The sequence below is a fragment of the Telluria sp. ZB2R32 genome (assembly GCF_059685715.1).
Map to the genome: position 1 here is coordinate 629,606 of NZ_JCASIG010000003.1, position 24,614 is coordinate 654,219.

Consider the following 24,614-nt stretch of genomic DNA (forward strand, 5'->3'; position numbering starts at 1 on the left):
TCAGAAGCGATAGGTCAGGTCGGCGCCGATCGTGCGCGGGGCGATCACGCCGGCGCCGAACGGCCTGCCTGCCGGCGTCAGGCTTTGCGACTTCAGGTACGTGATGCCGTCGCTGTTGTTGACGTTCTTGGCGTAGAGCGCGAGGCGCCAGTTGGCGTTCTCGATGCCGCCCGACAGATTGAGCGTGGTGTAGGCCGGCACGTCGCGTGCGGCGCGCTCGCTGAAATCGGAGCGGCGCTCGCCCGTGTGATTGACCGTACCGCCCGCATACGCGGCCCAGCCGGCGCCGACCACCCAGCGGTAATTGGCGCCGAGCGAAGCGGTCACCTTGGGTACGAACGGCAGCTTGTCGCCATCGAGGCCGCCGGCGGCCGGCGCGTCTTCGGTCAGCTTGGCGTCCGTGTAGCCGAGCGCGCCGCGCAGCGCCAGGCCGGCCATCGGGAAGTACGACAGCGCCAGTTCCGCGCCGTGGCTGGTGGCAGCGCCGCCGTTGACGATGAAGTTGAAGCCGGCGGCGCTGGTCTGGATCTGGATGTCCTTCCATTTGGTGGCGAACAGCGCCGCTTCCAGCGAGACGCGCCCGCCATCCATCATCGACTTGTAGCCGAGTTCATAGCTGGTGAGCGTGTCGGGTGCGAAGGTGAAGGGCGCCAGCGTCGCATTGGTCGGCGGCACCGCGTTCGGGCCGCCGGGACGGAAGCCGGTCGCCACACGGGCGTACAGCGCATCGTCTGCCGATGGCTTGTAGCGCGCGCTGGCGAGGTAAGTGGTCTTGCGCTCGGCCGAACCGGCATCGATCCGCACCGGCACCGGGCCGACCAGCAGGCCGCTGTAATCCTGGGCATACACCTGGTCGTCCTTGCCGCGGCGGATGCCGGCCATCAGGTCGAACTGCGGCGTCAGCGCATAGGTCGCGTTGGCGAACACCGAATATTCCTTGTAGCTGGTGTCGATCGCGGCGTTCACGATCGAGGGCAGCGGGTAGGTGGCATTCGTCGTGGTCGAGAACGGACGGAAGCCGGGGATGCGGTTGGTATTGTCTTCCTTGGTGTAGTACACGCCGGCTTCATAGTCGAGCTTTTCGTCGAAGGCATTCGCGCGCAGGCGCAACTCCTGCGAGACGCGGTGCGTGGTCGTGCCCTGGGCGTAGGAGACGCCCAGGTCAGGGATGCCGAAGGCGGCGCCCAGCGCCACGCCATAGCCGAAGGTGCCGTCCAGGCCTTGCGAGGCGTCGACGTCCTGCACCGTGGTCGAGGACACGAGATCGAAGCCGCCCAGGTGGCCGTTGATGGTGATGTTGGCGACGTCGAGCTTTGCCGACGACAGCTCGTCCGCGAAGCGCCGTTGTTTCAGCTCGCCGTACAGCGGCGCCAGCGTGACCGGGTTGACGTCGACCAGGCCATTGCCCTGCGATTTCACCTTCTGCGTCAGCGCGAAGGCGGACAGCTTCCAGTCCGGATTGATCATCCAGTTGAAGGCGACGCGGCCGCCTTCGACCTTGGCTTCGTTGACGTCCTCGCGTCCGTCGGTGCGGTCGATGTAGCCGGCATCGGTACGGCTGAAGGCGGACACGCGTAGCGCCATGTTCCGTTCGCCGAAGGGCACGTTGAGCGAAGCGCGCGCGGTCTTGCCGTTGCCGCCGTCGCGCACGCTGTTGCCGCCCACGGTGACGCTGCCGCGCAGCTTGCGGTAGTCCGGCGCGGAGGTGACGTAGCGTACCAGGCCGCCCATGGCGCCGGCGCCGTACAGGGTGCCTTGCGGGCCTTTCAGGATCTCGACGCGCTGCAGGTCGGCCGGGTCGATGTCGGGCGTGACCGCGCTGCCGGCGGCGTAGGCGTTGACGGAGCCGATCGGCGCTTCGTCGATATAGAAGGCGGTGGTCGACGCCGACTGGTTCACGCCCGTCGTGATGCCGCGCAGCGCCACCTGGGTGAAGCCCTGGCGGAACGAGGACAGCGACATGCCCGGCACTTGCGCCACGTAGTCTTCCAGGCGCACCTTGCCGTCGCGCGTGAGCTGGTCGGTGTTGACCGAGGTGACCGAAGCCGGCACGTCGAGCGCCGCCTGCTCGCGCTTTTGCGCGGTGACGATCACTTTTTCGATGCGTTCGTCGGGATTGGCTGATTGGGTCTGGGCCTGGGCCGACAGCGAGGCGAGGGCGCAGAAGAGCGATACCGCGGCTGCGGTGGCGGTGCGGGAAAAGGCGGGTGCGTGGTGCATATGTGTCTCCAATATTTTTATGGATTTATAGTGTTTATATGCTTCGGTGCTGCTGGATCTAGAAGATCTTGCCCGGGTTCAGAATCCCGTTCGGGTCCCAGGCGTGTTTGATGGTGCGCATCAGGTCGACGACCTCGCCGCCGTACTCGAGCAGCAGCTTGTTCTTCTTGCCCATGCCGATACCGTGTTCGCCGGTGCAGGTGCCGCCCACAAGCAGCGCGCGCTCGATCATCGCGGCATACACCCGGTCGACCGCCGCGTGTTCTTCCGGGTGGTCCGGCATCGGCATGAACAGCACATGGAAGTTGCCGTCGCCGACGTGGCCAAGGATCGGCGCCACCAGTCCCTCCGCGTCGATCAACGCGCGCGCCTGCGCCACGCTCTCGGCCAGCGCCGACATCGGCACGCAGATATCGGCCACCACGCTCACGCAGCCCGGACGCAAGGCGAGGGCGGCGAAATAGGCCAGGTGGCGCGCATGCCACAGGCGCGAACGGTCTTCGGGACGCGTGGCCCAGGCGAAGCCGGTGCCGCCATGGCTGGCCGCCACTTCCTGCGCCAGTTCGGCCTGTTCCTGCACCGCCAGCGGCGTGCCGTGGAATTCGAGGAACAGGGTCGGCAATTCGGCCAGGCCCAGTTGCGAATGCAGGTTGCAGGCGCGGACCTGGGTCTCGTCCAGGAATTCAATGCGCGCGAAGGGCACGCCCGACATCGACAGTTCGGTCACCGCGTCGACCGCCGCCGCCAGGGTCGGGAAGGCGCAGCTGGCGGCCGCCACTTCGGTCGGCAGCGGATGCAGGCGCAGCGTGATTTCGGTGATGACGCCGAGCGTGCCTTCGGAACCGGTCAACAGGTGCACCAGGTCGTAGCCAGCCGAGGATTTGCGCGCGCGGCTGCCGAGCTTGACCAGGCGGCCATCGGCCAGCACCACTTCCAGGCATTGCACGTTGTGCGCCATCGAACCGTAGCGCAGCGTCGTGGTGCCCGAAGCCCGCGTGGACACCATGCCGCCGATGGTGGCGTTCGCACCCGGATCGACCGGGAAGAACAGGCCGGTGCCTTTTAAATGGCCGTTCAGCGCTTCGCGCGTGATGCCCGGCTGGACCACGCAATCGCTGTCTTCCGGATTGATCGACAGGACCGCATCCATGCGCGACATGTCGATGCACACGCCGCCGTGCGGCGCGCTGACGTGGCCTTCGAGCGAGCTGCCGGCGCCGAACGCGATCACCGGCACCCGATGCTCGTTGCACAGGGCCAGGATGGCGCAGACTTCCTGTTTGTCGAGCGGCCAGACGACCAGGTCGGGCGCCAGGCTGGTGGCCAGGCCCTCACCGCGCGCATGCTGCTCGCGCACGGCGCGGGCCACGCTGACGCGTTCGCCGAAGCGTGCCTGCAAGGGGGCGACGACGGCATCGACCGTGCCGAGAGAAGTAAGGGGGTGTCTCGAAGTCATTTTTTATCCTTGTTGGCAACTGATCCTCAGTGCGATCGAGAATACGCCCGGGTTATTAACCTGTCAAACATGTTGTATAGGTTTTACGCAACATGTCGTTGTTGTTGCCACAAATTCTTGCATGCTCCCTCGACCTGTATGATATGTTTACAAAAAACATCGGAGAGCCGCATGACCCAGCCAGCTGTCATCCTCGTCCACGGCGCCACGCTCAACGGGCGCTCGTGGGACCCCGTCCGGCGCCTGATTGACCCGCGCCTGCAGGTGCTGGCGCCCGACCTGCCGGGCCATGGCGCTCGCCGCGGCGAGCCGTACACGCTGCAGGGCGGTGTCGACACCGTTCTCGCCGCCGCGCGCTCGCTAGGCGATGCACCCTTCATCCTGGCCGGCGATTCGCTCGGCAGCTATACGTCGCAGGCGGCGGCCGCCTCACTGCCGCAGGATCGGCTCAAGGGCCTGGTGCTGGGCGGCGCCAGCCATGAATTCATTGGTATGCCGACCCTGCCGTATATCGCAAATGCCATGCTGTTTCGGGTGCTGATCGCGTTGTATGGGGAGGAGAAGCTTTTGCAACGCAAGATGCCGGCGACCCTGCGCGAATTCGGCATGTCCGACGAGGATGCCGACAATACGCTGGCGGCGGGGATGAGCCTGAAGGTCTTTCCGCAGGCGGTGGCGGCGCTGCGCGGCGTCGACTTTCGCAGCAAGCTGGCGCAGATCGCGCAGCCGACCATGTTCATCAACGGCGACGCCGACAAGAACCACGTGCGCGGCGAAGCGCACTACGTCGCCGCCGCGCGCCAGGCCACGGTGCACCGCTTCGCCGGCGCCGAACACGGCGTCAGCCTGCGCCGCAGCCGCGAATATGCGGAGTTGGTCAACGCGTTCGCGGGCAGGGTGCTGCCGGGGTAATAGGCGCCGTGTGCAGCAGGACGTAGGGTGGGCGGCTATACCCGGTTGTTCGCGTTCCAGCGGCTTTGGTGCCGCCCACGCGTTCGACCAGCGGATGCATGGTCGTACCGTGGTTTGCAACCGTGCGTTGAACGGGTATGCCAGACGCGAATCGTTATCCCGGCAGGGCGCCTTTGTAGGGTGGGCGGCCCTCCGCCCACGCGTCACGCACGTCTCCCGTATCGTTGGCCGCGACCTGTCCTCACGCGACGCAGGCAGCATCGCTAACGTTCCGGGGGAGTCACAAGCAGCGCCAGCGTCCGCTCCTGCGCCGCCCGCAACGCCGCCACCAGGGTCGGCGATCCCACCAACTCTCCCCAGATCGCCACCTCGTCGCAAAACGCCGCCACCACGTCGCGCTGTCCGCACACGCGCTGCAGGAAGCTGGCATTCAGCGCCGCATCGCGGTAATCGGCCTGCACCAAACCGGCGTGCCAGCGGCACAGGAAAGCCAGGCATAGCGCCGGCAGGGGCGCGACGTCGTCCAGCGCCAGGCCGCGCGCGATGCGCTCGCGGATGGTCGGCACGATGAAGCCGGGCAGCTTGGCCAAGCTGTCGGCCAGCACGCGGTCGTTGGTGTCGCGTATCGCGTCGCTTGAGAAACGCGCGATCACGCTGTCGCGGTAGGCTTCCAGATCGACCGGACTCGGACGCAGGCAGTCGAACACCGCGCCGGTCACGTAATCGTGCACCAATGCGCGGATGCGTTCGTCGCGCATCCCTTCGTGGATATGGCGGTAGCCGGCCAGCGTGCCGGCCCAGGCGATGGCGCTGTGGCTGGCGTTGAGGATGCGGATCTTGGCTTCTTCGTGCGGCGCGACGTCGGTCACGAGTTCCACGCCGGCGTCTTCCCAGGCCGGGCGCCCGTTGCGGAAATCGTCTTCGATCACCCACTGCAGGAAGGACTCGCTCATCACGGCGGCCGCGTCGTCGCACCCGGTCGCGGCCAGCACGCGTGCGCGCAGTTCAAGCGCGGCGCGCGGCGTGATGCGGTCGACCATCGAGTTCGGGAAGCTGGCGTGATCCTGCACCCACGCCAGCAAGGCGTGGTCGCCGACCAGGCCGAGGAAGCCGGCCAGGCCGTCGCGGACCCGGTCGCCGTTGTGGCGCAGGTTGTCGCAGCACAGCAGGGTGAGCGGACCGGCGTCCGCGTCACGGCGCGCACGCAGGATCGCGGTCAGTACGCTATAGATGGACGCACCCGGCTCCCCGCGCCGCGCCGCCTCGACGCTCCCGCGCAGCTCGGGCGACGATGTATCCAGCCGGCCGTCCGCTCCCAGGCAATAGCCGGCTTCGGTCACCGTGAACGAGACGATGCGGGTGGTGGCGTCTGCCCCAGCCGTAATCACGGCGGCCAGGCCGGGTTCATACGGCAGCACCTGCGCGATGGCGCCGATGCTGCGGTAAGCATACCTTCCGGCCGGATCGACCGTCTCCAGCGTGTAGACGCAGTCCTGCGCGATCAGCGCCGCGCTGACGTCGAGCGGGGCGGGCCGGATGTTGGCGGCGACGATGGTCCAGCGCCGGTCGCCGCGCTCGTGCAGATCTTGCAGGACGGCGGCCTGGTGGGCACGGTGAAAGGCGCCGAGTCCAAGGTGAAGGATGAGGTTTTGGGGTGTCTGCATTGCACCTGTCGGATAGGTAGTAAGAGATGGCTTGTGATTTCTAGAAATCTCTGCCAATCTTATCGCAACCTGTATGACAGGTGATAACTTCCTTTTACGCGAGACGACACATGGATCAGAGCGACAACCCTTTGCACCATATGCTGCGTGAACGGATGCCCGGCATCCCGCAGCGGGACATCGCCCGCTTCGCAGCCAGCATCGGCATCGACGAACCCTATGTGGCGCCGGTGGTGGCGCCCAGCGTCCCGACGGGCCGCCTGACGCACGCGCGCCATCGGTCATCGACTGTGTCTTTAGGCGTGGAGCGCAACTACGCAGTAATGTGCCGCAGCAGTACCGCGACGGCATCGAGGTCTGCCTGATGGTATTCCAGGACGGCGCGCACTATCTCGGCGCGGAAGCGAATACGGCGCGCGTGCTCGACGCCTTGATCGACAACGACAGCATGCCGGTCACGATCGCCGTGTTCATCGAACCGGGCGAGCAGGGTCCCGGCTTGCCGGTGTATGGCGGGCTGGGCAACCGGAGTGTCGAATACGACGCCACCGGCCCGGATTACGTACGCTTCCTGCTCGACGAATTGCTGCCCGAGGCACTGGCCGGCTACCGGGTGTCAAACGACCCGGCGCGGCGCGTGATCGCCGGCATCAGTTCGGGCGGACACTGCGCCTTCAACGCCGCCTGGGAACGGCCGGACACCTTTGGCAAGGTGCTGACCCATTGCGGCAGCTTTGTCGCCATCCGCGGCGGGGACGTGTGGCCAAGCCGCATCCGGCGCGAAGACGCGAAACCGCTGCGCGTGTTCCTGCAAAGCGGGACGCACGATCTCGACATCGTATTCGGTGACTGGCTGCTGGCGAACCGCGCGATGGCGGCGGCGCTGTCCTATCGCGACTACGACCATCAGCTGGTGACGGGCGAGGGCGGCCACTCTCTCAAACATGGCGGCGCGCTGCTGCCCGAGACGCTGCGCTGGCTCTGGCGCGATATGTAGGGTGGGCCGGGCGGCGAACCGCTTCGCCCACGGCCGTTTTTCGCTTTGCATACCCGGCATGCATTGCGGACGTGCGGGCGGTGTACCGCGTGGGCAAAGCCCAGCCAACTAGCCCTTGTCCAAATTGGCCAGCACCCGTGCCAGGAACCCTGCAAACTGCGTCAACTCCGCCTTGTCGAACCCTGCATACGCCTCGCTGAGCCGCCCCGACACGTCCGGCAGCGCCTGCGCAATCAACCCGCGCCCCTTGGCGGTCAGGGAAATCAGGACGGTACGGCGGTCGCCCGCCCGGGTGCCGCGCTCGATCAGGCCGCGCGCCGCGAGGTCGTCGCAGACCCGGGTCAGATTCGCCGGCTTCTCGCTGCAGGCTTCGGAGAGCTCCGAGGCCGTCGAAGTTTCGTCCGGGCTGCCGTACAGGATCGCCAGCACGATATAGCCGGTGTCGGCGAGTTCATACGGTTTGAGCGCCGCATTGGTGCGGTCGCGCAACTTCTTCTGCAGGTGGTGTCCGAGGCGCACCAGCAGGATCGACTCGAACGGAAAATCAGGCACCCGTGCCTGGATGTTGCGCAATCGTTTTTCCGTCGGTTCGAATTCGCTCATGGACGCTCCCGCATGAAATGCCAGATTGTAACCGTGTCGGCAGCCGGACGGTAGCGTATCGGTTGCCGAACGGTACGTCTTACTGTGCAGCGCCGCCCTTGACGGTGGCCGGCGCCGCTTCGGCGTCCACATGGCCGTCGGTCATGATGGCGACCGCAGGCGTGGCGGGCGTGGTGCTGCGTGCCGCGACAGGGGCGCTGGACTTGGTGGCCTGATCAGCCACGTGGCCGTCGGTCATGATGACGCCGGCCGGATTCGCGCTCTTCACCCAGTTCGGATACACATAATTGGCTTCCGAAGGCGGATAGGTGCCGTCCTTGCGTGCCTGCTCGAGTTCGGCGACGACGCGTGCGCGCACCGGATCGGTCGAGGCGGCTTGCGTCGAAGCGCAACCGGCCAGCAGGGCAACGAGGAGGGCGGGGATAAGGGTTTTGGTGGACATGGAATGCTCCTGAAATGAAACAGTGACGCGCCACAATTGGCGCCATGGGATTCATTTTACTCCTGAATAGTACATTAGTGAAGTAAATAGCCCGAAACCGTTTAGTAGGAACATTCAGTTTGGTGATTGGGGGAAGATGCGGGATTAGAAAAGAGCGTGCGACAGTGTTGTAGGGGGGCTCTTGAGCCCACGCGGTGCATCGTGTGCATATCGCCGCGCTCAACGCGAAGAGCCCGGATGCATTCGTTGGCACGGCTGCATCCGAGCGGGCACTGCACCGCGTGGGCTCGAGAGCCCACCCTACGAGGTTGAAAAAATCGCCATGGCGGCGTTGCGCCGCCTTGCCCTGACGATTTTTTCACAACCTCGACGTTACACCGCAGTCAACAAATGGCCGAGGCGCTTACTGGCAACTGAAATTCGCCGCATCCTCCACGCTGCCGCTACCCTTGTAACGCGCCACCTTCGGATACGCGCACAGCGGCCGCGTACGATTCGCCGCCCAGCCCGCCGGCAAGTCCCCGTTCACGCCACCGGCATTGCCCACCCCGCGTGCGCTGGCCGTCACGCTGTCCGGCGCCTGGCCTTTTTCGACCCAGTTCACCAGCGGCGTCAGCATGTCGAACTGCTCGGTGGCCGGACCGCCGGAGCAGTGGTTCATGCCCGGCACCCGGAAATAGCGCGCAAAGTTCGAGGCGTCGGAGCCGTTGGCGGCGCGCAGCTGCTCGTACCAGATGGTGGTGTCGTCGCTCGAGAAGATCGGGTCGCTGGTGCCGTGGTACACCATCATCTTGGCCCCGCGGTTCCTCAACGTGCCCAGGTTGCTGGCGTTCGGCGGCGTCATGAACGACATCGCGTTTTCCGGATAGGTGGAACTGGTGGCGTTGATGCGCGCCAGCAGCGCATCCAGGTTGGCGTTCAGGACGAAGTCGCGGCCGTTGAACGTGGCCCGGTCGAACGGCGGCACCGACCAGATAAAGGCGACGGCGCCCGAATCGCGGTCGATCGGCGCGCCGAACTTCCAGCTGGCCCAGCCATTCGTCGCCAGGCCGGCATCCCACGGGAAGCTGGTGTAGATCGTGGCGCCGCTCTCGGTCTTGGCGCCGCTGAACAGGCCGGCGATCCTGGTCTTCTGGTCCGCGCTCAGGCAGCTGCCGTTGCGCGCGCCGCTGCAGGTCGGCACGTCGCGGTTCAAATCGAATGCTTTCTGGCAGGCGCCCGTGTCCTGCACCAGGCCATCCGCCGCACCGTCGAGCGCATCGCATTTGCCCAGCACCGCGTTCGACACCAGCGCGCGTTCGGCCTGGGTGAAGCCGGTGGTCAGGTCGCCCGGCGTCGAGGCCAGCGATGCATAGGTCTTGCCGCCGGCGATGTTGGCCATCGCCGCCAGCGGCAGCCGGTAACCGGGATTCCCGACCAGGAAGCCGTCGTACTGGTCTGCATAGCGCGCCGCCGCCACCATCGCATGGCGCCCGCCGTTCGAGCAGCCGCCGATGTACGAACGGTCCGGCCCCTTGCCGTAGGCGGTCTGGATGATGTTCTTTGCCATTGGCGTGAGCTTGCCGACCGCCTGGTAGCCGTAGTCGAGGCGTGCCTGCGGATCGATGCCGAAGAAGGGCGTCGGCGCCTGGTGGCCGGCGTCGGAACTGATGACGGCGAAGCCCCCGTTCAGCGCATTGTCGAGCGGACCGCCGCCGCCCACCGGCCCGGTGGCCTGGACCACGCTGCCGTCGACGCCGCCATTGGCCTGGTAGAAGAAGCGCCCGTTCCAGTTCAGCGGCAGGCGCATCTCGAAGCCGATCGCATACGCCTGGCCGTCGACCGGACTGGTACGGCGCGCGAGCTGGCCGGTGACCAGGCAGTGCTGGCCGACCGGCTTGCCGGCGATGGTGAGCGCGCCCGCTGCGATCGTGGTGGCGCCTGTGATCACGGCTTCCGGATAGGCGATGCGGCTGGCCAGCGCTTCACAGGCCCCGAGCGTGGCGCCGACGGCCGGCGCCAGTTGCGGAATCGGCGGCGCGGGTTGCACCGGCGGCAAGGTTGCCACCACGGGACCGTGGTCATTGTCGTTGTCGCTGCAGCCGGCCAGGGCGAGGGCGGCGATGGCGGCCAGGGTGGTGAATTTCAGGGTATGCATGCGTGACTACTCCTCTGCAGGTAACAGATGGGTGACAATGGATGCGACTGGATATGCGCGGCCCTTTGCCGAGCCGCGCAGGACTACAAAAAAGCGGACGAATCAGTCCGGCATCACGTCCTTGAGGGTGCCGATCGGCTGGTTGACCAGCTTGCCGTTGACGCGCTTGACCTCGCGGATGTACATGTTCTGCACGATGTCGCGCGTCTTCGGATCGATGCTGATCGGCCCGCGCGGGCTGTTCCACTTCATGCCGGTGAGCGTCTTGACGGCCGCCTCGCCGGTGACCTTGCCGTTCAGGCGCTTGATGGTTTCGTAGATCATGCCCATCGTGTCGTAGGCCGCGACGGTGACGAAAGTAGGGGGCTTGCTGTTCGGATTGGCTTCGGCATAGCCCTTCAGGAAGGTCCGGTTGGCGTCGTTGTCGAGGGCCGTCGAGTAGTTCAGCACCGTGACCGCGCCCATCGCGCGTTCGCCCAGCGCTTCCAGCGTCGGCGAATCGCTCGTCATGTCGCCCACGCCGAGGAACTTGATGCCGGCTTTGTCGAGACCCTTGTCGCTGTAGGCTTTCAAGAGGCCGATGCCGTCTTCCACGCCGGGCGCGAAGAAGAACAGGGCGTCCGGCTTCTCGTCCTTGGCGCGCTGCACGAAGGGCGAGTAATCCGGGTTGGCGAGCGGCGTGCGCGAGGAACCGACGATCTTGCCGCCGCCTTCGGTAAAGCCCTTGGCGAACAGTTTTTCGGCGTCGTGCCCGGTGCTGTAGTCCGAGACCAGCGAATACACGCGGCCGATCTTGTTCTGCGCGGTCCAGGTGCCGAAGGGTTCGGTCATCTGCTGCATCGTCATCGAGGTGCGCAGCATGTAGGGCGACTTCGCCGTGATGCCGGTGGTGACCGCGTTCATGACGATCATCGGTACCTTGCCCTGCGTGGCCACCGGCGCCACCGCCAGCGCGCTTGGCGTCAGCGAAAAGCCGATCAGGAAATCCACTTTCTCGCGTCCGATCAGCTCCGTCGCCGCGCGCTTGGACAGTTCGACGTTGCTGCCGCCGTCGTCGCGGTAGATGATCTGGATCTTCTTGCCGGCGACCTGGTCGCCATTGAGTTTCATCCAGGTTTTGATGCCGTCCTCGAAAGGCTTGCCGATGTTGACGAAGGGGCCGGTCAGGGCGGCGATGACGCCGATCTTGATCGTGTCCTGGGCGTAGGCGGCGCCGCTGGCGAAAGGCAGGATTGCCATGGTCATGCAGGCGAGGGTCTTCAGTTTCATGCTGTCTCCTTGTCGTTATATGTATTACGTTTTATGCCGCAACGATCGTTTGTGACTCCGTGCCGTCGTACATCGCATCGACCAGCGCCGCGCGCCGGCTCAAGACCGCCGCCTGGTTGATCGAGCCCTTGTCGGTCTGCTCGCGCGCATCGATCGATGGCGGCTCGGCCAGCAGCAGCAAACGTTCCACCCGCGTCGACGAACCGCTGGCATTCGCGTTCAGCGTCGCCAGCAGCTGTTTGAAGAAGTCGCGCACCGGTGCGCTCGCCAGCACTTCGGCCGCCGGCGTACCGGCCGGCAGGCCCGACAAGGGCAGGCAGTTGTCCATGCGCGGAAAGACCATCAGGCCGATCGCATGCCGGTCCAGTCCTGTGACCACTGCATCCTGCACGTAGGGCGCGCCCTGGCTGATGACGCGCGCGCGCAGCGGCCCGACGCTGACAAAGGTGCCCGAGCTGAGCTTGAAGTCTTCGGCGATGCGGCCGTCGAACATGAAGCCATGCTCCGGATGCGCGTCGTCGACGAAGCGCAGCGCGTCGCCGGTGCAGTAGTAGCCGTCGCTATCAAACGCTTCGGCGGTCAGGTGCGGTGCGCGCCAGTAGCCGGGCGTCACGTGCGGCCCGTGGAAGCGCGCTTCCAGCTTGCCGTTGAGCGGCACCAGTTTTACCTTGCAGCCCGGCGCCGGCACGCCGACGTAGCCGGCGCGGCTGATCGGACCGGTGCCGAAGGTGCACGAGGGCGACGTCTCGGTCATGCCCAGGCCGGTCATGATGCGAATCGATTCGCCGCAGCGGCGCAATGCCACCGCATCGAGATGTTCCCAGGCCGCCTGCGACAGCCCGGCCCCCGCGCAAAAGAACAGTTTCACGCGCGAGAAAAAGGTTTGCGCCAGCTGGTCGTCCGTCTCCAGCGCCTCGGCCAGCATCTCCCACGCGACCGGGATATTAAAATAGACCGTCGGCGCGATCTCGCGCAGGTTGCGCAAGGTCGTCGCGAAATCCTTCGGCGTCGGGCGGCCGTCGTCCAGGTACATGGTGCCGCCGTTGTACAGCACGATGCCGACGTTGTGGCTGCCGCCGAAGGTGTGGTTCCAGGGCAGCCAGTCGAGCAGCACCGGCGGCTCCTCGCCGAAGAAGGGAAAGGTCTGCAGCAGCATCTGCTGGTTCGAGCACAGCATCTGGTGCGTGGTGATGACCGCCTTCGGCTTCTTGGTCGAGCCCGAAGTGAACAGGAACTTGGCGATGGTCGACGGCCCGACTTGCGCATTGCGCGCATCGATGTTCGTCGGCTCCGTCGCCAGCAGCGCGTCAAAGGCGGTAGCCGCATGGCCCGCCACGTCGCCGCGCGCGACGATCAGTTCCGCGTCCGCCGGCAGCACCGCGTCGATAGCGCGCCCGAACACGGCGCCGTCGCAGGCAAAGATGGCGCCGGGCGTCAACTGTTCGATCAGGTCGCGCAGCTTGGCCGGATCGGTGGCTACCAGCGAATAGGCCGGCGACAGCGGCGAATACGGAATGCCGGCATACATCGCGCCCAGCGCCAGCTGGAAGTGTTCCAGGTCGTTCCCGGACAGGATGACGAGCGGACGCTCTTCCGACAAGCCGCGGTCGAGCAGGGCCTGGCCGATGCGGCGCGCGCTGTCCAGCACGTGGGCATACGACAGGCGGATCCATTCGCCATCGGGACCGCGGCGCGCGACCAGGGTGCGCTCCGGATGCTCGTTCGCACCCGAGACCAGGCGGTCGGTGAAGCGTGCAGGGAAGGGCGCGAGCGGCGTGACGGCGTCGACATGCCAGACGCCGCCTTCCTGCCAGGCCGCGACCTCGGGATTGCCGAGGGCGACCTGGCGCCGCTTTCCTCCACCTGCACCCTCTGCCGCCATCGAAATATCGTTCATGGCGGCTCCCATTCAGATCGGGAAGTGGCGTGGCGTGGTTTGCACCGTGATCCAGCGCAGGTCGGTGAACTCGGCGATCGCCGCCTTGCCGCCGAAACGCCCGTAGCCGCTGCCTTTCACGCCGCCGAAGGGCATCTGCGCCTCGTCGTGCACGGTCGGGCCGTTGATGTGGCAGATGCCCGATTCGATGCGCTGCGCGACCGCCATCGCGCGCCCGATGTCGCGCGAGAACACGGCCGATGACAGGCCGTATTCGCTGTCGTTGGCCATGCGGATCGCTTCCTCGTCGGAGTCGAAACGCAGTACCGAGACGATCGGCCCGAACGACTCTTCCTGGTACACCAGCATCTCCGGCGTGACGTCGTCGACGATCGCCGGCTGCATGATGTTGCCATCGACGCTGACGCCCGACTGCGTCACTTTGGCGCCGCGCTGGCGTGCGTCTTCCAGCATCTTTTCGACGCGCGCGGCAGCGCTCGGGTCGACCATGCCGGCCAGCGGCGCATCCGCACGCGCGGCTTTCAGGGTCGCCGTCTTGGCGGCCAGCTTTTCCACGAAGGCAGGCGCGATCTTGCGGTCGACCAGGATGCGGTCGGCCGACATGCAGATCTGGCCCTGGTTAAAAAAGGCGGAAAAGGCCGCCGCTTCCACGGCCGCATCGAGGTCGGCGTCGTCCAGCACCACGACCGGGTTCTTGCCGCCCAATTCCAGCAGCACGGGTTTGAGGTGCTTGGCCGCGGTCTGGGCGATGATGCGCCCGACCTTGGTCGAGCCCGTGAAATTCACGCGGCGCACGGCGGGCGCGGCGATCAGACGCTCAACGACTTGCGCGGCGTCGTCCGGCGCGTTGATGATCACGTTGACCACGCCTTCGGGGAAGCCGGCGTCGACGAACACCTGGCCGATCAAACGGTGCAGGGCGGGGCACAGCTCGGCCGCTTTCAGGATCACCGTATTGCCGCAGGCGAGTGGCATGGCGACCGCGCGCGTGCCGAGGATGATCGGCGCATTCCACGGCGCGATGCCGACCACCACGCCGCAAGCCTGGCGCACGCCCATCGCCAGCGAGCCGGGTACGTCGGATGGAATGACTTCGCCGGCGATTTGCGTCGTCATCGACGCCGCTTCGCGCAGCATGTTTGCTGCCAGCGTCACGTTGAACTGGTACCACATCGGCGCGCCGCCGCATTCGGCGACGGCCGCTTCCACGAACTGGCTGCGCAGCGCTTCCATCTTGTCGGCGGCTTTCAGCAACAGCGCGCGCCGTGCGCCCGGCGCCAGCGTCGACCAGGCGGGAAAGGCCGCCTGCGCGGCCTGCACCGCGGCGTCGACGTCGTCCAAAGTAGCGGCGGCGGCGCGGGTGGCGACGTCGCCGGTGGCGGGATTGCGGCGCTCGAAAGTGGCGCCATTCGATGCGGCCGTGGCCTGGCCGTTCAACAGCAGGTCTGCTTGGAACATCAGAGGTCTCCTCTATGTCGATTGGAAGGGGCGGCTACCCGCAAGCCGGGTGCCGCCGCCGTTATTATTGTCGGGTTGTGTGGTCGTGTGCGCGGTTGCCTTGTTTATTCTTCGGCTTCCCTGGCCGGACGTTTGTAGGTCTGCAGCCCCGGCTTGATCGTCTTATCGTCGAGGAACTGCTTGAGGCCTTCCTTGCGGCCCTTTTCCGGGTCGCGCTGGTTCGACTGGTCGGTCTTGGCGTACAGGTAGTCCTCGCCCTGTTCCCAGGTCAGTTCGCGGCAGCGTTTAAAACCGATCTTCGCGTAGCGCAGCACGACCGGGTTCTTTTCCAGCAGCTTGTTCGCCAGCTCGATCACCGCCTCGCGCAGCTGCTCCTTGGGCACGCTCTTGTTGATCAGGCCCATCGCGGCCGCTTCCTTGCCGGTGAAGGTGTCGCCGGTCATGATGTAGTGCAGCGCCTGGCGGTGGCCCATGGTGTCGGCCACGGCCTTGCTCACCAGGTTGCCCGGCGGGATACCCCAGTTCACTTCGGACAGGCCGAACACGGCGTCGTCGGCGGCGATGGCGAGATCGCAGGCCACCAGCGGCGAGAACGCGCCGCCGAAGCACCAGCCGTTGACCATCGCGATGGTCGCCTTGCTGTACATGCGCAGCAGCTTCCACTGCCACTGCGAGCAGTCGCGGCGCATGCGTTCCTGCATGATCTCCGGCTTGCCGTCGGTCTCGCGGAAGTACTCCTTCAGGTCCATGCCCGCGGTCCAGGCGTCGCCGGCGCCGGTCAGCACCACTACCTGTGCGTCGTCGTCGAGCTCGAGGGTTTCGAGCACGTCGATCATTTCGCGGTTCAGCGTCGGGCTCATCGCATTGCGCTTCTCCGGACGGTTCAGGGTGATCCAGCCGATACCGTTCTCGACATCCACCTTGACGGTCTTCCAGCGCGCTTCGTATTTGGACATACTATGTCTCCTGAGTAGTAAGTATTTTGTATCAGGCTGCCTGATATGTGGCTTATACTATTCGCACCTGATTTACTTTGCAAGCACCTTTTCATGACCACTTCAAAAAAACTTTCGGTAGCTGCCACAGCCGTTCCCGACACCACCCGACCGACCGGCCTGGCCTACCTCGTCGGCCGCCTCGACCACGTATTGAACCAGCGCCTGCGCGACGCCTGCGCGCCCGCCGGCCTGTCGGTGCCGCAGTACACGGCCTTGTCCGTCTTCCGCGCGCACGGCTCCCTGTCGAACGCCCAGCTCGCCACGCGCACCATGATTTCGCCGCAGTCGGCCAACGAAATGGTCAAGCAGATGGAAGGGAAAGGGTGGATCGCGCGCACGCCGGACCCGGCGCATGGACGGATCATCCAGATCAGCCTGACGGCGGCGGGAGAGGCGGTGCTGGGGGAGTGCGATGCGCGGGTGGCGGAGGTGGAGCGGATGATGTTTGCGGAGCTGGATGAGGCGGGGCGAGGGGCGTTGCTGGGGCAGTTGAGGGGGGCGGTGAGGGCGTTGAGTGTGCAGGGGATTTAGGCGGAACGGGTTGGCGCAACCGGGGCCAACCGGGCTATCGCCCCGGTCCGCGCCCGGTCTGCCTGGTAAAGACGGACGCAGCCTCGCCTACATCATCGGCACCCAGCTCCCCTTGTAAACGATCGGTCCGGTAGGACCACCAGCACTCGGCGAGCCGCCGCGCGGTTCGACCGACACCGCCAGCATCGCGACGTCGCCGCCGACCACGCTGGCCGGCAACCGGAGCGTGGTCACGCCGCCCGCGGGCAGCACCGCCAGCGAGCGTGGCGCGCCTTGGCGGGGAACGGCCCACAATTGCAGGGACTTGTCGGCAGCTACTGGCGCCGGATCGACCAGGCGCACGGTGAGTTCCCGGCCCTCCCTGTTGGCGGTCAGCAGCAAGGCAGTCCTGGCCTTGTCGTCGGCAAGCGTGGCCACGTAGTCGACCCGCGGCGCATCGAGCAAGCTTGAATACAGCACGCCCGCCAGCAGCAAAGCCGACGCCAGCGAGGCCATGCCGAGCGTGCGCCAGAAGGCGAGCGAGCCGCTGCGCCAGAACTGCCAGGGCGCATGCGGGCGCCGCAGGCCCAGTCGCCGCTCGATCGCTCGCCATACGTGCGTGCGCGCCTGCTGTTGGCCGGAAAACTCGGCCAGCGGCATCAGGCGTCCCTGCCATTCGGCGGTCGCACGGCGCAAGGCCATGTCCTCGCGCATCAGTGCTTCGAAGCGCCGGCGGGCGCCGCCCTTGAGCGTGCCGAGGACATATTCGGCCGCCAGTTTGTCGCGCAGTACGGGATCGTTACGGATGCTCATGCTTGCGGGTCTTTCACAAGGCAGTTCTTCAGGCGTTCCAGACTGCGGCGGATCCAGGTCTTGACGGTACCGACCGGCATCGCCAGGTGCCGCGCCACTTCGCCGTGCGACAGGTCATGAAAGAACGCCAGCCCGATCACTTGCCGGTGCATGCCTTCCAGCATGGCCATGCAGTAGGCGAGCGCCTTTGCATCCCGGCTGATGAGCAATGCGTCGATCGGCGTCGCGCCCGGGTCCTGCAAGGCCTGCATGATCTCCGGGCTGAACACCGGACCGTCGAGCGCGGCGTCATGCGTGCCGCGGCGCAGCAGGTCCAGCGCCTTGTTGCGCACGATGGTCGTCATCCACGTCATGGGCGCCGCCAGGTGCGCCTGGTAACCCGCGGCGCCATGCCAGATCGAAACAAATCCCTCCTGCAGTGCTTCTTCCGCCAGTTCGCGCTTGCCCAGCATGCGCAGGGCATACCCAAGCAGTTTCGGCGAGGTGGCGTCGTACAAGGCGCGAAAGGCTGCCGCATCGCCGTGGGCCGTGCCGTACAGCCAACGGCCCAGTTGTTCAGGTTCGATATCGTGGATGGTTGGCACTGCCGCCTTGGAGAGTAGTCAGGAAAGATCCTGGATGTTAATAATATTACATCGTTCTGCCTGCGCCCGGGTCGGGACGCGTGGGAATCGTGCGGCGACGGCCGTTATTCGCCGCCATGCAGCGATGTAAAAAAATAATTAAAAAAATTGAATCCGAACGCGCCGCGCGTGAGTACAAGCACCATGCGCACCGTCTTTCCACATCGTCTCCCGTGGATGCATGACGTTTGTGTATGGCGATTTTTTCTCTTCATCCAACCGGAGAACGACCATGACCGAAACAAACCTGACCCTGGCATTACTGGAGACACGCAAGGAAAAACTGGAAAAGCGACGTTCGTTTTTCAAGAATGTCGGTGGACTGAGCGTCGGCCTGGTCGGCGGCACCTTCCTGAGCGCCTGCGGCGGCTCGGTCAAGGATGCCGTCGCCCAGATGGCGCAGCCGACCGATATCGACATCCTCAATTTCGCCCTCAACCTGGAATACCTGGAGGCGCAGTTCTACTCGTATGCCGTGTTCGGCACGGGCCTGGCAGCGAACCTGCTGACAGGCAGCGGGGCGCAAGGCGCCGTCACCGGCGGCCGCCAGGTCACGTTCCGCGATCCCCTGGTCGCGCAATATGCGAAGGAAATCGCGCAGGACGAGATTGCGCACGTCGGCTTCCTGCGGGCGGCGCTGGGAACGGCGGCCGTGGCCCAACCGGCGCTCGATATCGGCGGGACCGATCCGAATGGCGCATTTTCCACCGCGGCGCGCGCGGCCGGCCTGGTCGGGCCGGGCGTGGCATTCGACCCGTATGCCAATGACGAAAACTTCCTGCTGGGCGCTTTCATTTTCGAAGACGTCGGCGTGACCGCCTATAAAGGCGCATCGCCGCTTATCCAGAACAAGACATTCCTGGAAGCCGCGGCGGGCATTTTGGCAGCGGAGGCGTATCACGCGGGACTCGTGCGCACGGTGCTGTACAGCAAAGGTTTGAGTACGCCTGCATTGCGTACCGCCGCCACGGCCATTTCCGATGCCCGCGACAGCCTGGACGGGAGTTCCGATGTCGATCAGGGCATCGTGAATGCGACGGATGGCACGCAGTCGAATATCGTTCCGCTGGATAAAGACGGTATCGCTTTCAGCCGTACACCCGGCGACGTGCTCAATATCGTTTATCTCAACAAGGAATCGGTCACCATGGGTGGATTCTTCCCGCGCGGCGCCAACGGCACGCTGAACATGAGTTCGGCGTATTCCTGACTTCCGTCCCGTACGTCGGCGCGCTGTTCCAGATGGGGCCGTGTCGACGCACGATGTTGGTCCAAGGATTTTCACGCAGTGTTTGCAGGAGGTGTTTGTGTTCGAAAAAGGCAAGAAGGTTCAGTTAAAACAAGGCGGTCCGGTGATGACGGTCCGGCGAATCGGCAATTTCAGTCCGGTTGCCGCCAACGGTGTGGACTGCATGTGGTTCGACGAACGGCACAAGCGCTGTCGCGCCATCTTTCAGGCGGCGGTGCTGCGCCCGGTCGCCGCGGCAATACCGAAGGACGCATCCATGGAACGCAGTCAATGACGCCTGTCCATCAAAACTCCTTGGTGCATCGCTTCCGCGTGCGCTTTTTGCCACCCTGGTATTGCGTTTCGACGTGTTCATAGCACGCGAATTCGCCCTCAGGACTGTACAGCGGCGATACCTGGTATTCGCTCGCCATGACAAGCTTGCCCGCCTTCCAGCAATGCCGCGACGCATACATGTCTTCGGCCCCGCCTTTCCAGCCGCCGTTCACACAATTCCTGTCTTTCGGATCGAGTGCCAGCCCGCCGATGCCCGACAAGGCTTCGTTGGCTTCAAAGCGCCTCGTTTTGGGGTTATACAGGAATACCGTGTAACTTCTGTTGCCGATCCCGGCGACGCTGCTGGTCACCGCCAGGTCGGCGCACCCATCGTTATTGAAATCCGTTCCTGTGCCGAACGATTCGCTGTCGCGATAGTAGTTTTCGACGTCGGCGAGCACCTGCACGGTCTTGCCGGCGGCATCCCTGATCTGTACGCTGCCGAGGTCGGGATTGGCCTTGCCCTTGGCTAGCCATTCGAAGGTGAATGCGGGCTTGCCGCGTGAGCTGCACCAGGGGTCCGCTGCCCAGGCGGACAGGGAACAGCAGCAGAGCAGCGCAATTGCACATTTTGCCCACATCACAATCGTCTCCCGCAAGTTGATGGTTGCCTATCATACAACGATGCGGTCGGCTATTGCGACTGAGCACTACTCAATCGAGGCGCTTTCCGAGCGCGCACGCCGCGATCAGCCGCGCCAGGCGTGCATCGCGCGTCTCCTGCCTTTTCGCGCTGACGATCAAGTGCAGCACCTGGCGCCGGTAACCCGGCGGGCAGGACTCGAAATAGGTCCAGGCGGCTGCATGTTGGCGGAACAGGGCTTCCGCCTCGGGCGGCAGTTCAGCCTGCGTGGATCGCTCGTGCGCGTACACCACCGAACGCGCTTCCGAGCGCAGCGCGAATGCCGCCTCGCCGGCCGGCGTCATCAAACCCTGCGCGCGCAGGGTCGCCATCTTGTCGATGTTGACCGCACTCCAGATCGAGCGCGGCTGGCGCGGCGTGAAGCGGATCGTGTAGCTGTCGTCGTCGACCCGCTTGCGCACGCCATCGATCCAGCCGTAGCACAGCGCCTGGTCGACCGACTCGGACCAGCGCATCGACGCCATGCCGCTGCCGACCTTGCGAAAGCCGACCAGCAGCTCGGTCGCGGCGTGCGCGTGCGCGGCGAGCCAGGCGCGGAACTGCTGCGCGGTCTCGAAATACACCGGGCCGGTCATGCGCCAGGCGCCGACGCCGGCCTGGTCTCGGTGCCCGCGCCGCGCGTCACGTGCAGCATGCGGCTCGGCGCCAGCACCCTGGCGGTATGCCACACGCCGCGCGGCACCACCATGGCGCCGGAGCCGCTCAGGGCAACCGTGACGAGATTGCTGTCCTGTTCGAGCAGCAGTTCGACGGCGCCGGAGAGCAGGTAGACGAATTCGTCGCCATGCGGGTGCATCTCCCAGGTCGGCCAGTCCTCGGTGAATGCGAACTCGGCGATCAGCCAGCCCTGGCCGTGCCGTTCGAGGTCGGCCGCGGGCAACTGCCAGAAGGCGTCGCCGGGGATCTCGTGCGCCATGCCATTGTCTGCGAGGCGCACGTAGGTGTGTTGGGGATGGATGGGCATGATGGTTTGTGATCGCTAGCGGCAGATCAGGCCATCCTATCACCAGGGCGGCGGGGAGAGAACAGGCCAGGCCTCTGCTATGCTGGCAGCCCATCATCCATCGCACGCGCAGGACGCATTCTCATGGCAGCCAGCTCTCACTCGAACGTCGTCGCCGCGGACCGCTGGGTCACGCATGCGCACGGCCGCATCTTCGTGCGCACCTGGAGCGACCGTACGGTAGAAAGCGGCCCCGCGCCGATCATCCTGCTGCACGACTCGCTCGGCAGCGTCGAACTCTGGCGCGACTTTCCCGCCCGGCTGGCGGCAGGGACGGGGCGCGCCGTCATCGCCTACGATCGCCTCGGCTTCGGCCAATCGGATGCGCGCTCGGACGTGCTGACGCCGGCCTTCGTCGCCGCCGAAGCCGACACCTGCTTCGCGGCCGTGCGCGCACAGTTCGGCATTGAACGCTTCGTCGTCTTCGGCCACAGCGTCGGCGGCGCCATGGCCATCCATTGCGCCGCGCGTTTCGGGGACGAGTGCGAGGCGCTCATCACCGAGTCGGCGCAGGTCTTCGTCGAAGAGACCACGCTGAACGGCATCCGCGCCGCCAAGGCGCAGTTCGCCGGGGCCGAGCAGTTCGGCCGGCTCGAAAAATACCATGGCAACAAGGCGAAATGGGTGCTCGATGCGTGGACCGGCACCTGGCTGTCGGCGCAGTTCGCGTCGTGGTCGCTGGAAGCCGTGCTGTCCAGGGTGCGCGTGCCAACCCTGGCCATCCACGGCAGCGAGGACGAGTATGGCTCGACCCGGCATCCGGCCCGGATTGCGGAATGGTCGCCTGCCGATGTGAAGGTGGCAATCCTGCCGCAGCTGCATCACCTGCCGCATCGCGAGCAACCGGAGACGGTGCTGGGCCTGGTGCGCGATTTTCTTGGTGCAACCTCAAATCGCAGTTAAGCTCTTTTCCCCAGCGACGAATGCTCAGACCCGTAGGGTGGGCGGCTCCACCTCTTTGGTGTGCGAACCAGCGGCATCTACGCCGCCCACCCTACGGGTCTGTGCATCCTTCTCGAAATGTTGACCTGACTTAGCCCTTCAGACCTTCGCCGCCCGCCCCGCCAGCAGCGCCATCCCGGCTGCCACCACCAGCACCAGCGCGCTCGCACCGAAGGTCGCCCGGTAGCCGAACCCATCGAACAGCAGCCCGCCCACGGTCGCCCCGAGCGCGATGGCCAGCTGCACCACCGCCACCATCAACCCGCCGCCGGCTTCGGCGTCGTGCGGCAGCGTGCGCGCTAGCCAGGTCCACCAGCCGACCGGCGCGGCGGTGCCGACCAGGCCCCAGACTGCGAGCAGCAGGCCGGTCGCGAAGGCCGAGGCGCCGAAGGTCGGCAAGGCCAGCGCGATGACCGCCATGGTCAGCGGAATCGCCACCAGCGTGCGGTACATGCCGTCTTTCAGCAGCGATCCGATCAGGGTGGTGCCGACGAAGCCGGCCACGCCGATCACCAGCAGCATCAGCGAGGTCAGGGTCGCGCCGGCATGCGTCACCGTCTCCAGGAAAGGACGCAGGTAGGTGAACAGCGCGAACTGCCCCATGAAGAACAGGCTGACCGCGACCATGCCGAGGGCAACCGCCGGCCGCCGCAACAGTGCGAACAGGTTCGCGCCGCGGCCCGACCGCTCGGCCGGCATTGGCGGCAGGCTGGCCCATTTCCAGGCCAGGGCGATCGCCGCGACCGGAATCAATGCGAAGAAGGCGGCGCGCCAGCCGACGATCGCGCCGAGAAGGCTGCCCAGCGGCGCGGCCGCGACGGTGGCGAGCGCGCTGCCGCCGTTGAGGATCGCCAGCGCCTTCGGCACCTGGTGTGACGGCACCAGGCGCATGGCGGTGGCGGCCGACAGCGACCAGAAGCCGCCGATGGCCACGCCGATAAAGGCGCGGCCGGCCATGAAGCTCCAGTAGTTCGGCGCAAAGGCGGCGACGCTGCCGGAGACGATCATCAACAGCGTCAGCGCCAGCAGCAAAACCTTGCGGTCGAGCTTACCGGCCAGCGACGCAATCGACAGACTGGTCGCCAGCGCAAAGGCGCCCGAGACCGCAATCGATTGCCCGGCCTGGCCTTCGCTCACGCGCAGGTCGGCCGCGATGGAGGTCAGCAGGCTGACCGGCATGAATTCCGACGCGACCAGGGCGAATGCACCGAGCGAGAGCGCAAAGACGCCGCCCCAGGCTGCCGGCATGCCGGCCGCGCCCGGAGCGCTTGAAACCGGACCCTCCATCAAGCAGCCAGCGTCGCGCTGTCGATCACGAAGCGGTACTTCACGTCGCCCTTCAGCATGCGTTCGTAGGCGGCGTTGATCTCGTCGGCACGGATCATTTCGATGTCGGCGACGATGCCGTGTTCGGCGCAGAAGTCGAGCATTTCCTGGGTCTCGGGAATCCCGCCGATCATCGAACCGGCCAGCGCGCGGCGCTTCATGATCAGGTTGAACACTTGCGGCGACGGGTGCGGCGACGATGGCGCGCCGACCAGCACCATGGTGCCGTCGCGTTTCAACAGCGTGAGGAAGGCGTCGAGGTCGTGCGGCGCGGCCACGGTGTTGACGATCAGGTCGAGGCTCTTGGCCTGCGCGGCCATCGCATCCGCATCGCGCGAGACCACGACTTCATGGGCGCCGAGCGCTTCGGCGTCCTGGCGCTTCGATTCCGAGGTGGTGAACGCCACCACGTGGGCGCCCATCGCGCGCGCCAGCTTGATGCCCATGTGACCGAGGCCGCCGATGCCGACGATGCCGACCCGCTTGCCGGGACCGGCGTTCCAGTGGCGCAGCGGAGAATACGTGGTGATGCCGGCGCACAGCAGCGGCGCGACCGCGGCCAGCTGTTCTTCCGGGTGGGTCACGCGCAGGACGAAACGCTCGTGGACGACGATCTGTTCCGAATAGCCGCCCAGTGTGTGGCCGGGTGCGTCGCTTGTGGGGCCGTTGTAGGTGCCGACCATGCCGTCGCAGTAGTTTTCCAGGCCGTCCTCGCAATCGCCGCAATGCTGGCAGCTGTCGACCATGCAGCCGACGCCGACCAGGTCGCCGACCTGGTGCTTCGATACATGCGCGCCGACGGCCGAGACGCGGCCGACGATTTCGTGGCCCGGCACGCACGGGAACAGGGTGCCGGCCCATTCGGCACGCACCTGGTGCAGGTCGGAGTGGCAGACGCCGCAGAAGGCGATGTCGATTTGCACGTCGTGGGCGCCCGGCGCACGGCGGACGATGTCGATCGATTCGAGGGGCTTGTCGGCGGCGTAGGCGCCGTAGGCTTTGACGGTCATGAGGGCTTCCTTCGATATAAGCTGCAATGAGATTGCGCCACGTTGGGAAAAGGGCGTGGCGCGACGGGCAGCCATGATAACCGCAACCATGCAAGGAAAGCCGCGCGTGAATTACTTGGGCTTATGA

24 protein-coding genes are annotated in these 24,614 nt (G+C 65.8%); 7 read left to right on the plus strand and 17 right to left on the minus strand.

The annotated features are described in order from the left end of the window. Positions 1–2,220 (minus strand): TonB-dependent receptor, encoded by a 2,220-nt coding sequence (locus AC56LG_RS12210; protein ID WP_497166355.1) that lies wholly within the window; start codon positions 2,218–2,220, stop codon positions 1–3. A gap of 58 nt (positions 2,221–2,278) precedes the next feature. Beyond that, entirely contained in the window at positions 2,279–3,676 is a 1,398-nt protein-coding gene (locus AC56LG_RS12215; protein ID WP_497166356.1) for an FAD-binding oxidoreductase, read from the minus strand. Between the two features lie 171 nt (positions 3,677–3,847). Between AC56LG_RS12215 and AC56LG_RS12220 the strand changes: the two genes are divergently transcribed. Next, complete coding sequence (locus AC56LG_RS12220) at positions 3,848–4,588, plus strand: alpha/beta fold hydrolase (protein WP_497166357.1); 741 nt, start codon at positions 3,848–3,850, stop codon at positions 4,586–4,588. Positions 4,589–4,851: 263 nt separating this feature from the next. On the opposite strand, the gene dalD is transcribed toward AC56LG_RS12220, so the two are convergent. Further along, positions 4,852–6,252, minus strand: coding sequence for a D-arabinitol 4-dehydrogenase (gene dalD, locus AC56LG_RS12225; protein WP_497166358.1), 1,401 nt, complete (start codon positions 6,250–6,252; stop codon positions 4,852–4,854). A gap of 110 nt (positions 6,253–6,362) precedes the next feature. Between dalD and AC56LG_RS12230 the strand changes: the two genes are divergently transcribed. Both AC56LG_RS12230 and AC56LG_RS12235 read left to right on the plus strand, forming a co-directional pair. After that, the gene (locus AC56LG_RS12230; RefSeq protein WP_497166359.1) at positions 6,363–6,617 is read left to right on the plus strand and encodes a hypothetical protein; all 255 of its coding nucleotides are present in this window, start codon (positions 6,363–6,365) and stop codon (positions 6,615–6,617) included. After that, entirely contained in the window at positions 6,578–7,249 is a 672-nt protein-coding gene (locus AC56LG_RS12235; RefSeq protein ID WP_497166360.1) for an alpha/beta hydrolase, read from the plus strand. The genes AC56LG_RS12230 and AC56LG_RS12235 overlap by 40 nt, the downstream gene beginning before the upstream one ends. A 108-nt stretch (positions 7,250–7,357) precedes the next feature. On the opposite strand, the gene AC56LG_RS12240 is transcribed toward AC56LG_RS12235, so the two are convergent. The 7 genes from AC56LG_RS12240 to AC56LG_RS12270 form a co-directional block, all read right to left on the minus strand. Continuing rightward, entirely contained in the window at positions 7,358–7,852 is a 495-nt protein-coding gene (locus AC56LG_RS12240; RefSeq protein WP_497166361.1) for a MarR family transcriptional regulator, read from the minus strand. A gap of 79 nt (positions 7,853–7,931) precedes the next feature. Further along, on the minus strand, positions 7,932–8,294 hold the full coding sequence (locus tag AC56LG_RS12245) for a DUF4148 domain-containing protein (RefSeq protein ID WP_497166362.1): 363 nt from the start codon (positions 8,292–8,294) through the stop codon (positions 7,932–7,934). 403 nt (positions 8,295–8,697) lie between these two features. Further along, positions 8,698–10,431 (minus strand): tannase/feruloyl esterase family alpha/beta hydrolase, encoded by a 1,734-nt coding sequence (locus AC56LG_RS12250; protein ID WP_497166363.1) that lies wholly within the window; start codon positions 10,429–10,431, stop codon positions 8,698–8,700. A gap of 102 nt (positions 10,432–10,533) precedes the next feature. Further along, on the minus strand, positions 10,534–11,700 hold the full coding sequence (locus tag AC56LG_RS12255; protein ID WP_497166364.1) for an ABC transporter substrate-binding protein: 1,167 nt from the start codon (positions 11,698–11,700) through the stop codon (positions 10,534–10,536). Positions 11,701–11,731: 31 nt separating this feature from the next. Continuing rightward, positions 11,732–13,597, minus strand: a complete 1,866-nt coding sequence (locus AC56LG_RS12260; RefSeq protein WP_497166365.1) for a feruloyl-CoA synthase — start codon at positions 13,595–13,597, stop codon at positions 11,732–11,734. A 12-nt stretch (positions 13,598–13,609) separates the two neighbouring features. Further along, positions 13,610–15,055, minus strand: a complete 1,446-nt coding sequence (locus AC56LG_RS12265) for an aldehyde dehydrogenase (RefSeq protein WP_497166366.1) — start codon at positions 15,053–15,055, stop codon at positions 13,610–13,612. A 104-nt stretch (positions 15,056–15,159) separates the two neighbouring features. Next, a complete protein-coding gene (locus AC56LG_RS12270; RefSeq protein ID WP_497166367.1) occupies positions 15,160–16,011 on the minus strand; it encodes a p-hydroxycinnamoyl CoA hydratase/lyase in 852 nt (283 codons plus the stop codon). 93 nt (positions 16,012–16,104) lie between these two features. Here AC56LG_RS12270 and AC56LG_RS12275 point away from each other — a divergent pair, with 93 nt between their 5' ends. Next, positions 16,105–16,584 carry a MarR family winged helix-turn-helix transcriptional regulator gene (locus tag AC56LG_RS12275; protein WP_497166368.1) on the plus strand — a complete coding sequence of 160 codons (480 nt, stop codon included), beginning with the start codon at positions 16,105–16,107 and terminating at the stop codon, positions 16,582–16,584. An 87-nt stretch (positions 16,585–16,671) separates the two neighbouring features. Here AC56LG_RS12275 and AC56LG_RS12280 read toward each other — a convergent pair whose 3' ends face one another. Then, on the minus strand, positions 16,672–17,376 hold the full coding sequence (locus tag AC56LG_RS12280) for an anti-sigma factor (RefSeq protein WP_497166369.1): 705 nt from the start codon (positions 17,374–17,376) through the stop codon (positions 16,672–16,674). Next, entirely contained in the window at positions 17,373–17,960 is a 588-nt protein-coding gene (locus tag AC56LG_RS12285; protein ID WP_497166370.1) for a sigma-70 family RNA polymerase sigma factor, read from the minus strand. The genes AC56LG_RS12280 and AC56LG_RS12285 overlap by 4 nt, the downstream gene beginning before the upstream one ends. Positions 17,961–18,231: 271 nt before the next feature. Here AC56LG_RS12285 and AC56LG_RS12290 point away from each other — a divergent pair, with 271 nt between their 5' ends. Both AC56LG_RS12290 and AC56LG_RS12295 read left to right on the plus strand, forming a co-directional pair. Further along, positions 18,232–19,209: a ferritin-like domain-containing protein gene (locus AC56LG_RS12290; protein WP_497166371.1), complete on the plus strand. Its 978-nt coding sequence runs from the start codon at positions 18,232–18,234 to the stop codon at positions 19,207–19,209. Between the two features lie 97 nt (positions 19,210–19,306). Beyond that, positions 19,307–19,522 (plus strand): DUF2158 domain-containing protein, encoded by a 216-nt coding sequence (locus AC56LG_RS12295; protein WP_497166372.1) that lies wholly within the window; start codon positions 19,307–19,309, stop codon positions 19,520–19,522. A 10-nt stretch (positions 19,523–19,532) separates the two neighbouring features. On the opposite strand, the gene AC56LG_RS12300 is transcribed toward AC56LG_RS12295, so the two are convergent. From AC56LG_RS12300 to AC56LG_RS12310, 3 genes are all read right to left on the minus strand, one after another. Further along, on the minus strand, positions 19,533–20,144 hold the full coding sequence (locus tag AC56LG_RS12300; protein WP_497166419.1) for an XAC2610-related protein: 612 nt from the start codon (positions 20,142–20,144) through the stop codon (positions 19,533–19,535). Between the two features lie 73 nt (positions 20,145–20,217). After that, positions 20,218–20,781, minus strand: a complete 564-nt coding sequence (locus tag AC56LG_RS12305) for a YdeI/OmpD-associated family protein (RefSeq protein ID WP_497166373.1) — start codon at positions 20,779–20,781, stop codon at positions 20,218–20,220. Next, positions 20,778–21,170 (minus strand): cupin domain-containing protein, encoded by a 393-nt coding sequence (locus tag AC56LG_RS12310; protein ID WP_497166374.1) that lies wholly within the window; start codon positions 21,168–21,170, stop codon positions 20,778–20,780. Before AC56LG_RS12310 ends, AC56LG_RS12305 begins: the two co-directional genes overlap by 4 nt. A gap of 123 nt (positions 21,171–21,293) precedes the next feature. Between AC56LG_RS12310 and AC56LG_RS12315 the strand changes: the two genes are divergently transcribed. Then, positions 21,294–22,112, plus strand: a complete 819-nt coding sequence (locus tag AC56LG_RS12315) for an alpha/beta fold hydrolase (protein ID WP_497166375.1) — start codon at positions 21,294–21,296, stop codon at positions 22,110–22,112. A 138-nt stretch (positions 22,113–22,250) separates the two neighbouring features. Here the strand turns inward: AC56LG_RS12315 and AC56LG_RS12320 are convergent, their stop codons facing one another. Both AC56LG_RS12320 and AC56LG_RS12325 read right to left on the minus strand, forming a co-directional pair. After that, positions 22,251–23,438: an MFS transporter gene (locus tag AC56LG_RS12320; protein ID WP_497166376.1), complete on the minus strand. Its 1,188-nt coding sequence runs from the start codon at positions 23,436–23,438 to the stop codon at positions 22,251–22,253. After that, the gene (locus tag AC56LG_RS12325) at positions 23,438–24,487 is read right to left on the minus strand and encodes an NAD(P)-dependent alcohol dehydrogenase (RefSeq protein ID WP_497166377.1); all 1,050 of its coding nucleotides are present in this window, start codon (positions 24,485–24,487) and stop codon (positions 23,438–23,440) included. Before AC56LG_RS12325 ends, AC56LG_RS12320 begins: the two co-directional genes overlap by 1 nt. Positions 24,488–24,614: the final 127 nt, after the last annotated feature.

Bases quoted from the DNA above. Each gene is read 5' to 3' on its own strand.
- AC56LG_RS12210 (WP_497166355.1), bottom strand. From the start codon at position 2,220: ATGCACCACGCACCCGCCTTTTCCCGCACCGCCACCGCAGCCGCGGTA.
- AC56LG_RS12215 (WP_497166356.1), bottom strand. From the start codon at position 3,676: ATGACTTCGAGACACCCCCTTACTTCTCTCGGCACGGTCGATGCCGTC.
- AC56LG_RS12220 (WP_497166357.1), top strand. From the start codon at position 3,848: ATGACCCAGCCAGCTGTCATCCTCGTCCACGGCGCCACGCTCAACGGG.
- dalD (WP_497166358.1), bottom strand. From the start codon at position 6,252: ATGCAGACACCCCAAAACCTCATCCTTCACCTTGGACTCGGCGCCTTT.
- AC56LG_RS12230 (WP_497166359.1), top strand. From the start codon at position 6,363: ATGGATCAGAGCGACAACCCTTTGCACCATATGCTGCGTGAACGGATG.
- AC56LG_RS12240 (WP_497166361.1), bottom strand. From the start codon at position 7,852: ATGAGCGAATTCGAACCGACGGAAAAACGATTGCGCAACATCCAGGCA.
- AC56LG_RS12245 (WP_497166362.1), bottom strand. From the start codon at position 8,294: ATGTCCACCAAAACCCTTATCCCCGCCCTCCTCGTTGCCCTGCTGGCC.
- AC56LG_RS12250 (WP_497166363.1), bottom strand. From the start codon at position 10,431: ATGCATACCCTGAAATTCACCACCCTGGCCGCCATCGCCGCCCTCGCC.
- AC56LG_RS12255 (WP_497166364.1), bottom strand. From the start codon at position 11,700: ATGAAACTGAAGACCCTCGCCTGCATGACCATGGCAATCCTGCCTTTC.
- AC56LG_RS12260 (WP_497166365.1), bottom strand. From the start codon at position 13,597: ATGAACGATATTTCGATGGCGGCAGAGGGTGCAGGTGGAGGAAAGCGG.
- AC56LG_RS12265 (WP_497166366.1), bottom strand. From the start codon at position 15,055: ATGTTCCAAGCAGACCTGCTGTTGAACGGCCAGGCCACGGCCGCATCG.
- AC56LG_RS12270 (WP_497166367.1), bottom strand. From the start codon at position 16,011: ATGTCCAAATACGAAGCGCGCTGGAAGACCGTCAAGGTGGATGTCGAG.
- AC56LG_RS12275 (WP_497166368.1), top strand. From the start codon at position 16,105: ATGACCACTTCAAAAAAACTTTCGGTAGCTGCCACAGCCGTTCCCGAC.
- AC56LG_RS12280 (WP_497166369.1), bottom strand. From the start codon at position 17,376: ATGAGCATCCGTAACGATCCCGTACTGCGCGACAAACTGGCGGCCGAA.
- AC56LG_RS12290 (WP_497166371.1), top strand. From the start codon at position 18,232: ATGACCGAAACAAACCTGACCCTGGCATTACTGGAGACACGCAAGGAA.
- AC56LG_RS12300 (WP_497166419.1), bottom strand. From the start codon at position 20,144: ATGTGGGCAAAATGTGCAATTGCGCTGCTCTGCTGCTGTTCCCTGTCC.
- AC56LG_RS12305 (WP_497166373.1), bottom strand. From the start codon at position 20,781: ATGACCGGCCCGGTGTATTTCGAGACCGCGCAGCAGTTCCGCGCCTGG.
- AC56LG_RS12310 (WP_497166374.1), bottom strand. From the start codon at position 21,170: ATGCCCATCCATCCCCAACACACCTACGTGCGCCTCGCAGACAATGGC.
- AC56LG_RS12315 (WP_497166375.1), top strand. From the start codon at position 21,294: ATGGCAGCCAGCTCTCACTCGAACGTCGTCGCCGCGGACCGCTGGGTC.
- AC56LG_RS12320 (WP_497166376.1), bottom strand. From the start codon at position 23,438: ATGGAGGGTCCGGTTTCAAGCGCTCCGGGCGCGGCCGGCATGCCGGCA.
- AC56LG_RS12325 (WP_497166377.1), bottom strand. From the start codon at position 24,487: ATGACCGTCAAAGCCTACGGCGCCTACGCCGCCGACAAGCCCCTCGAA.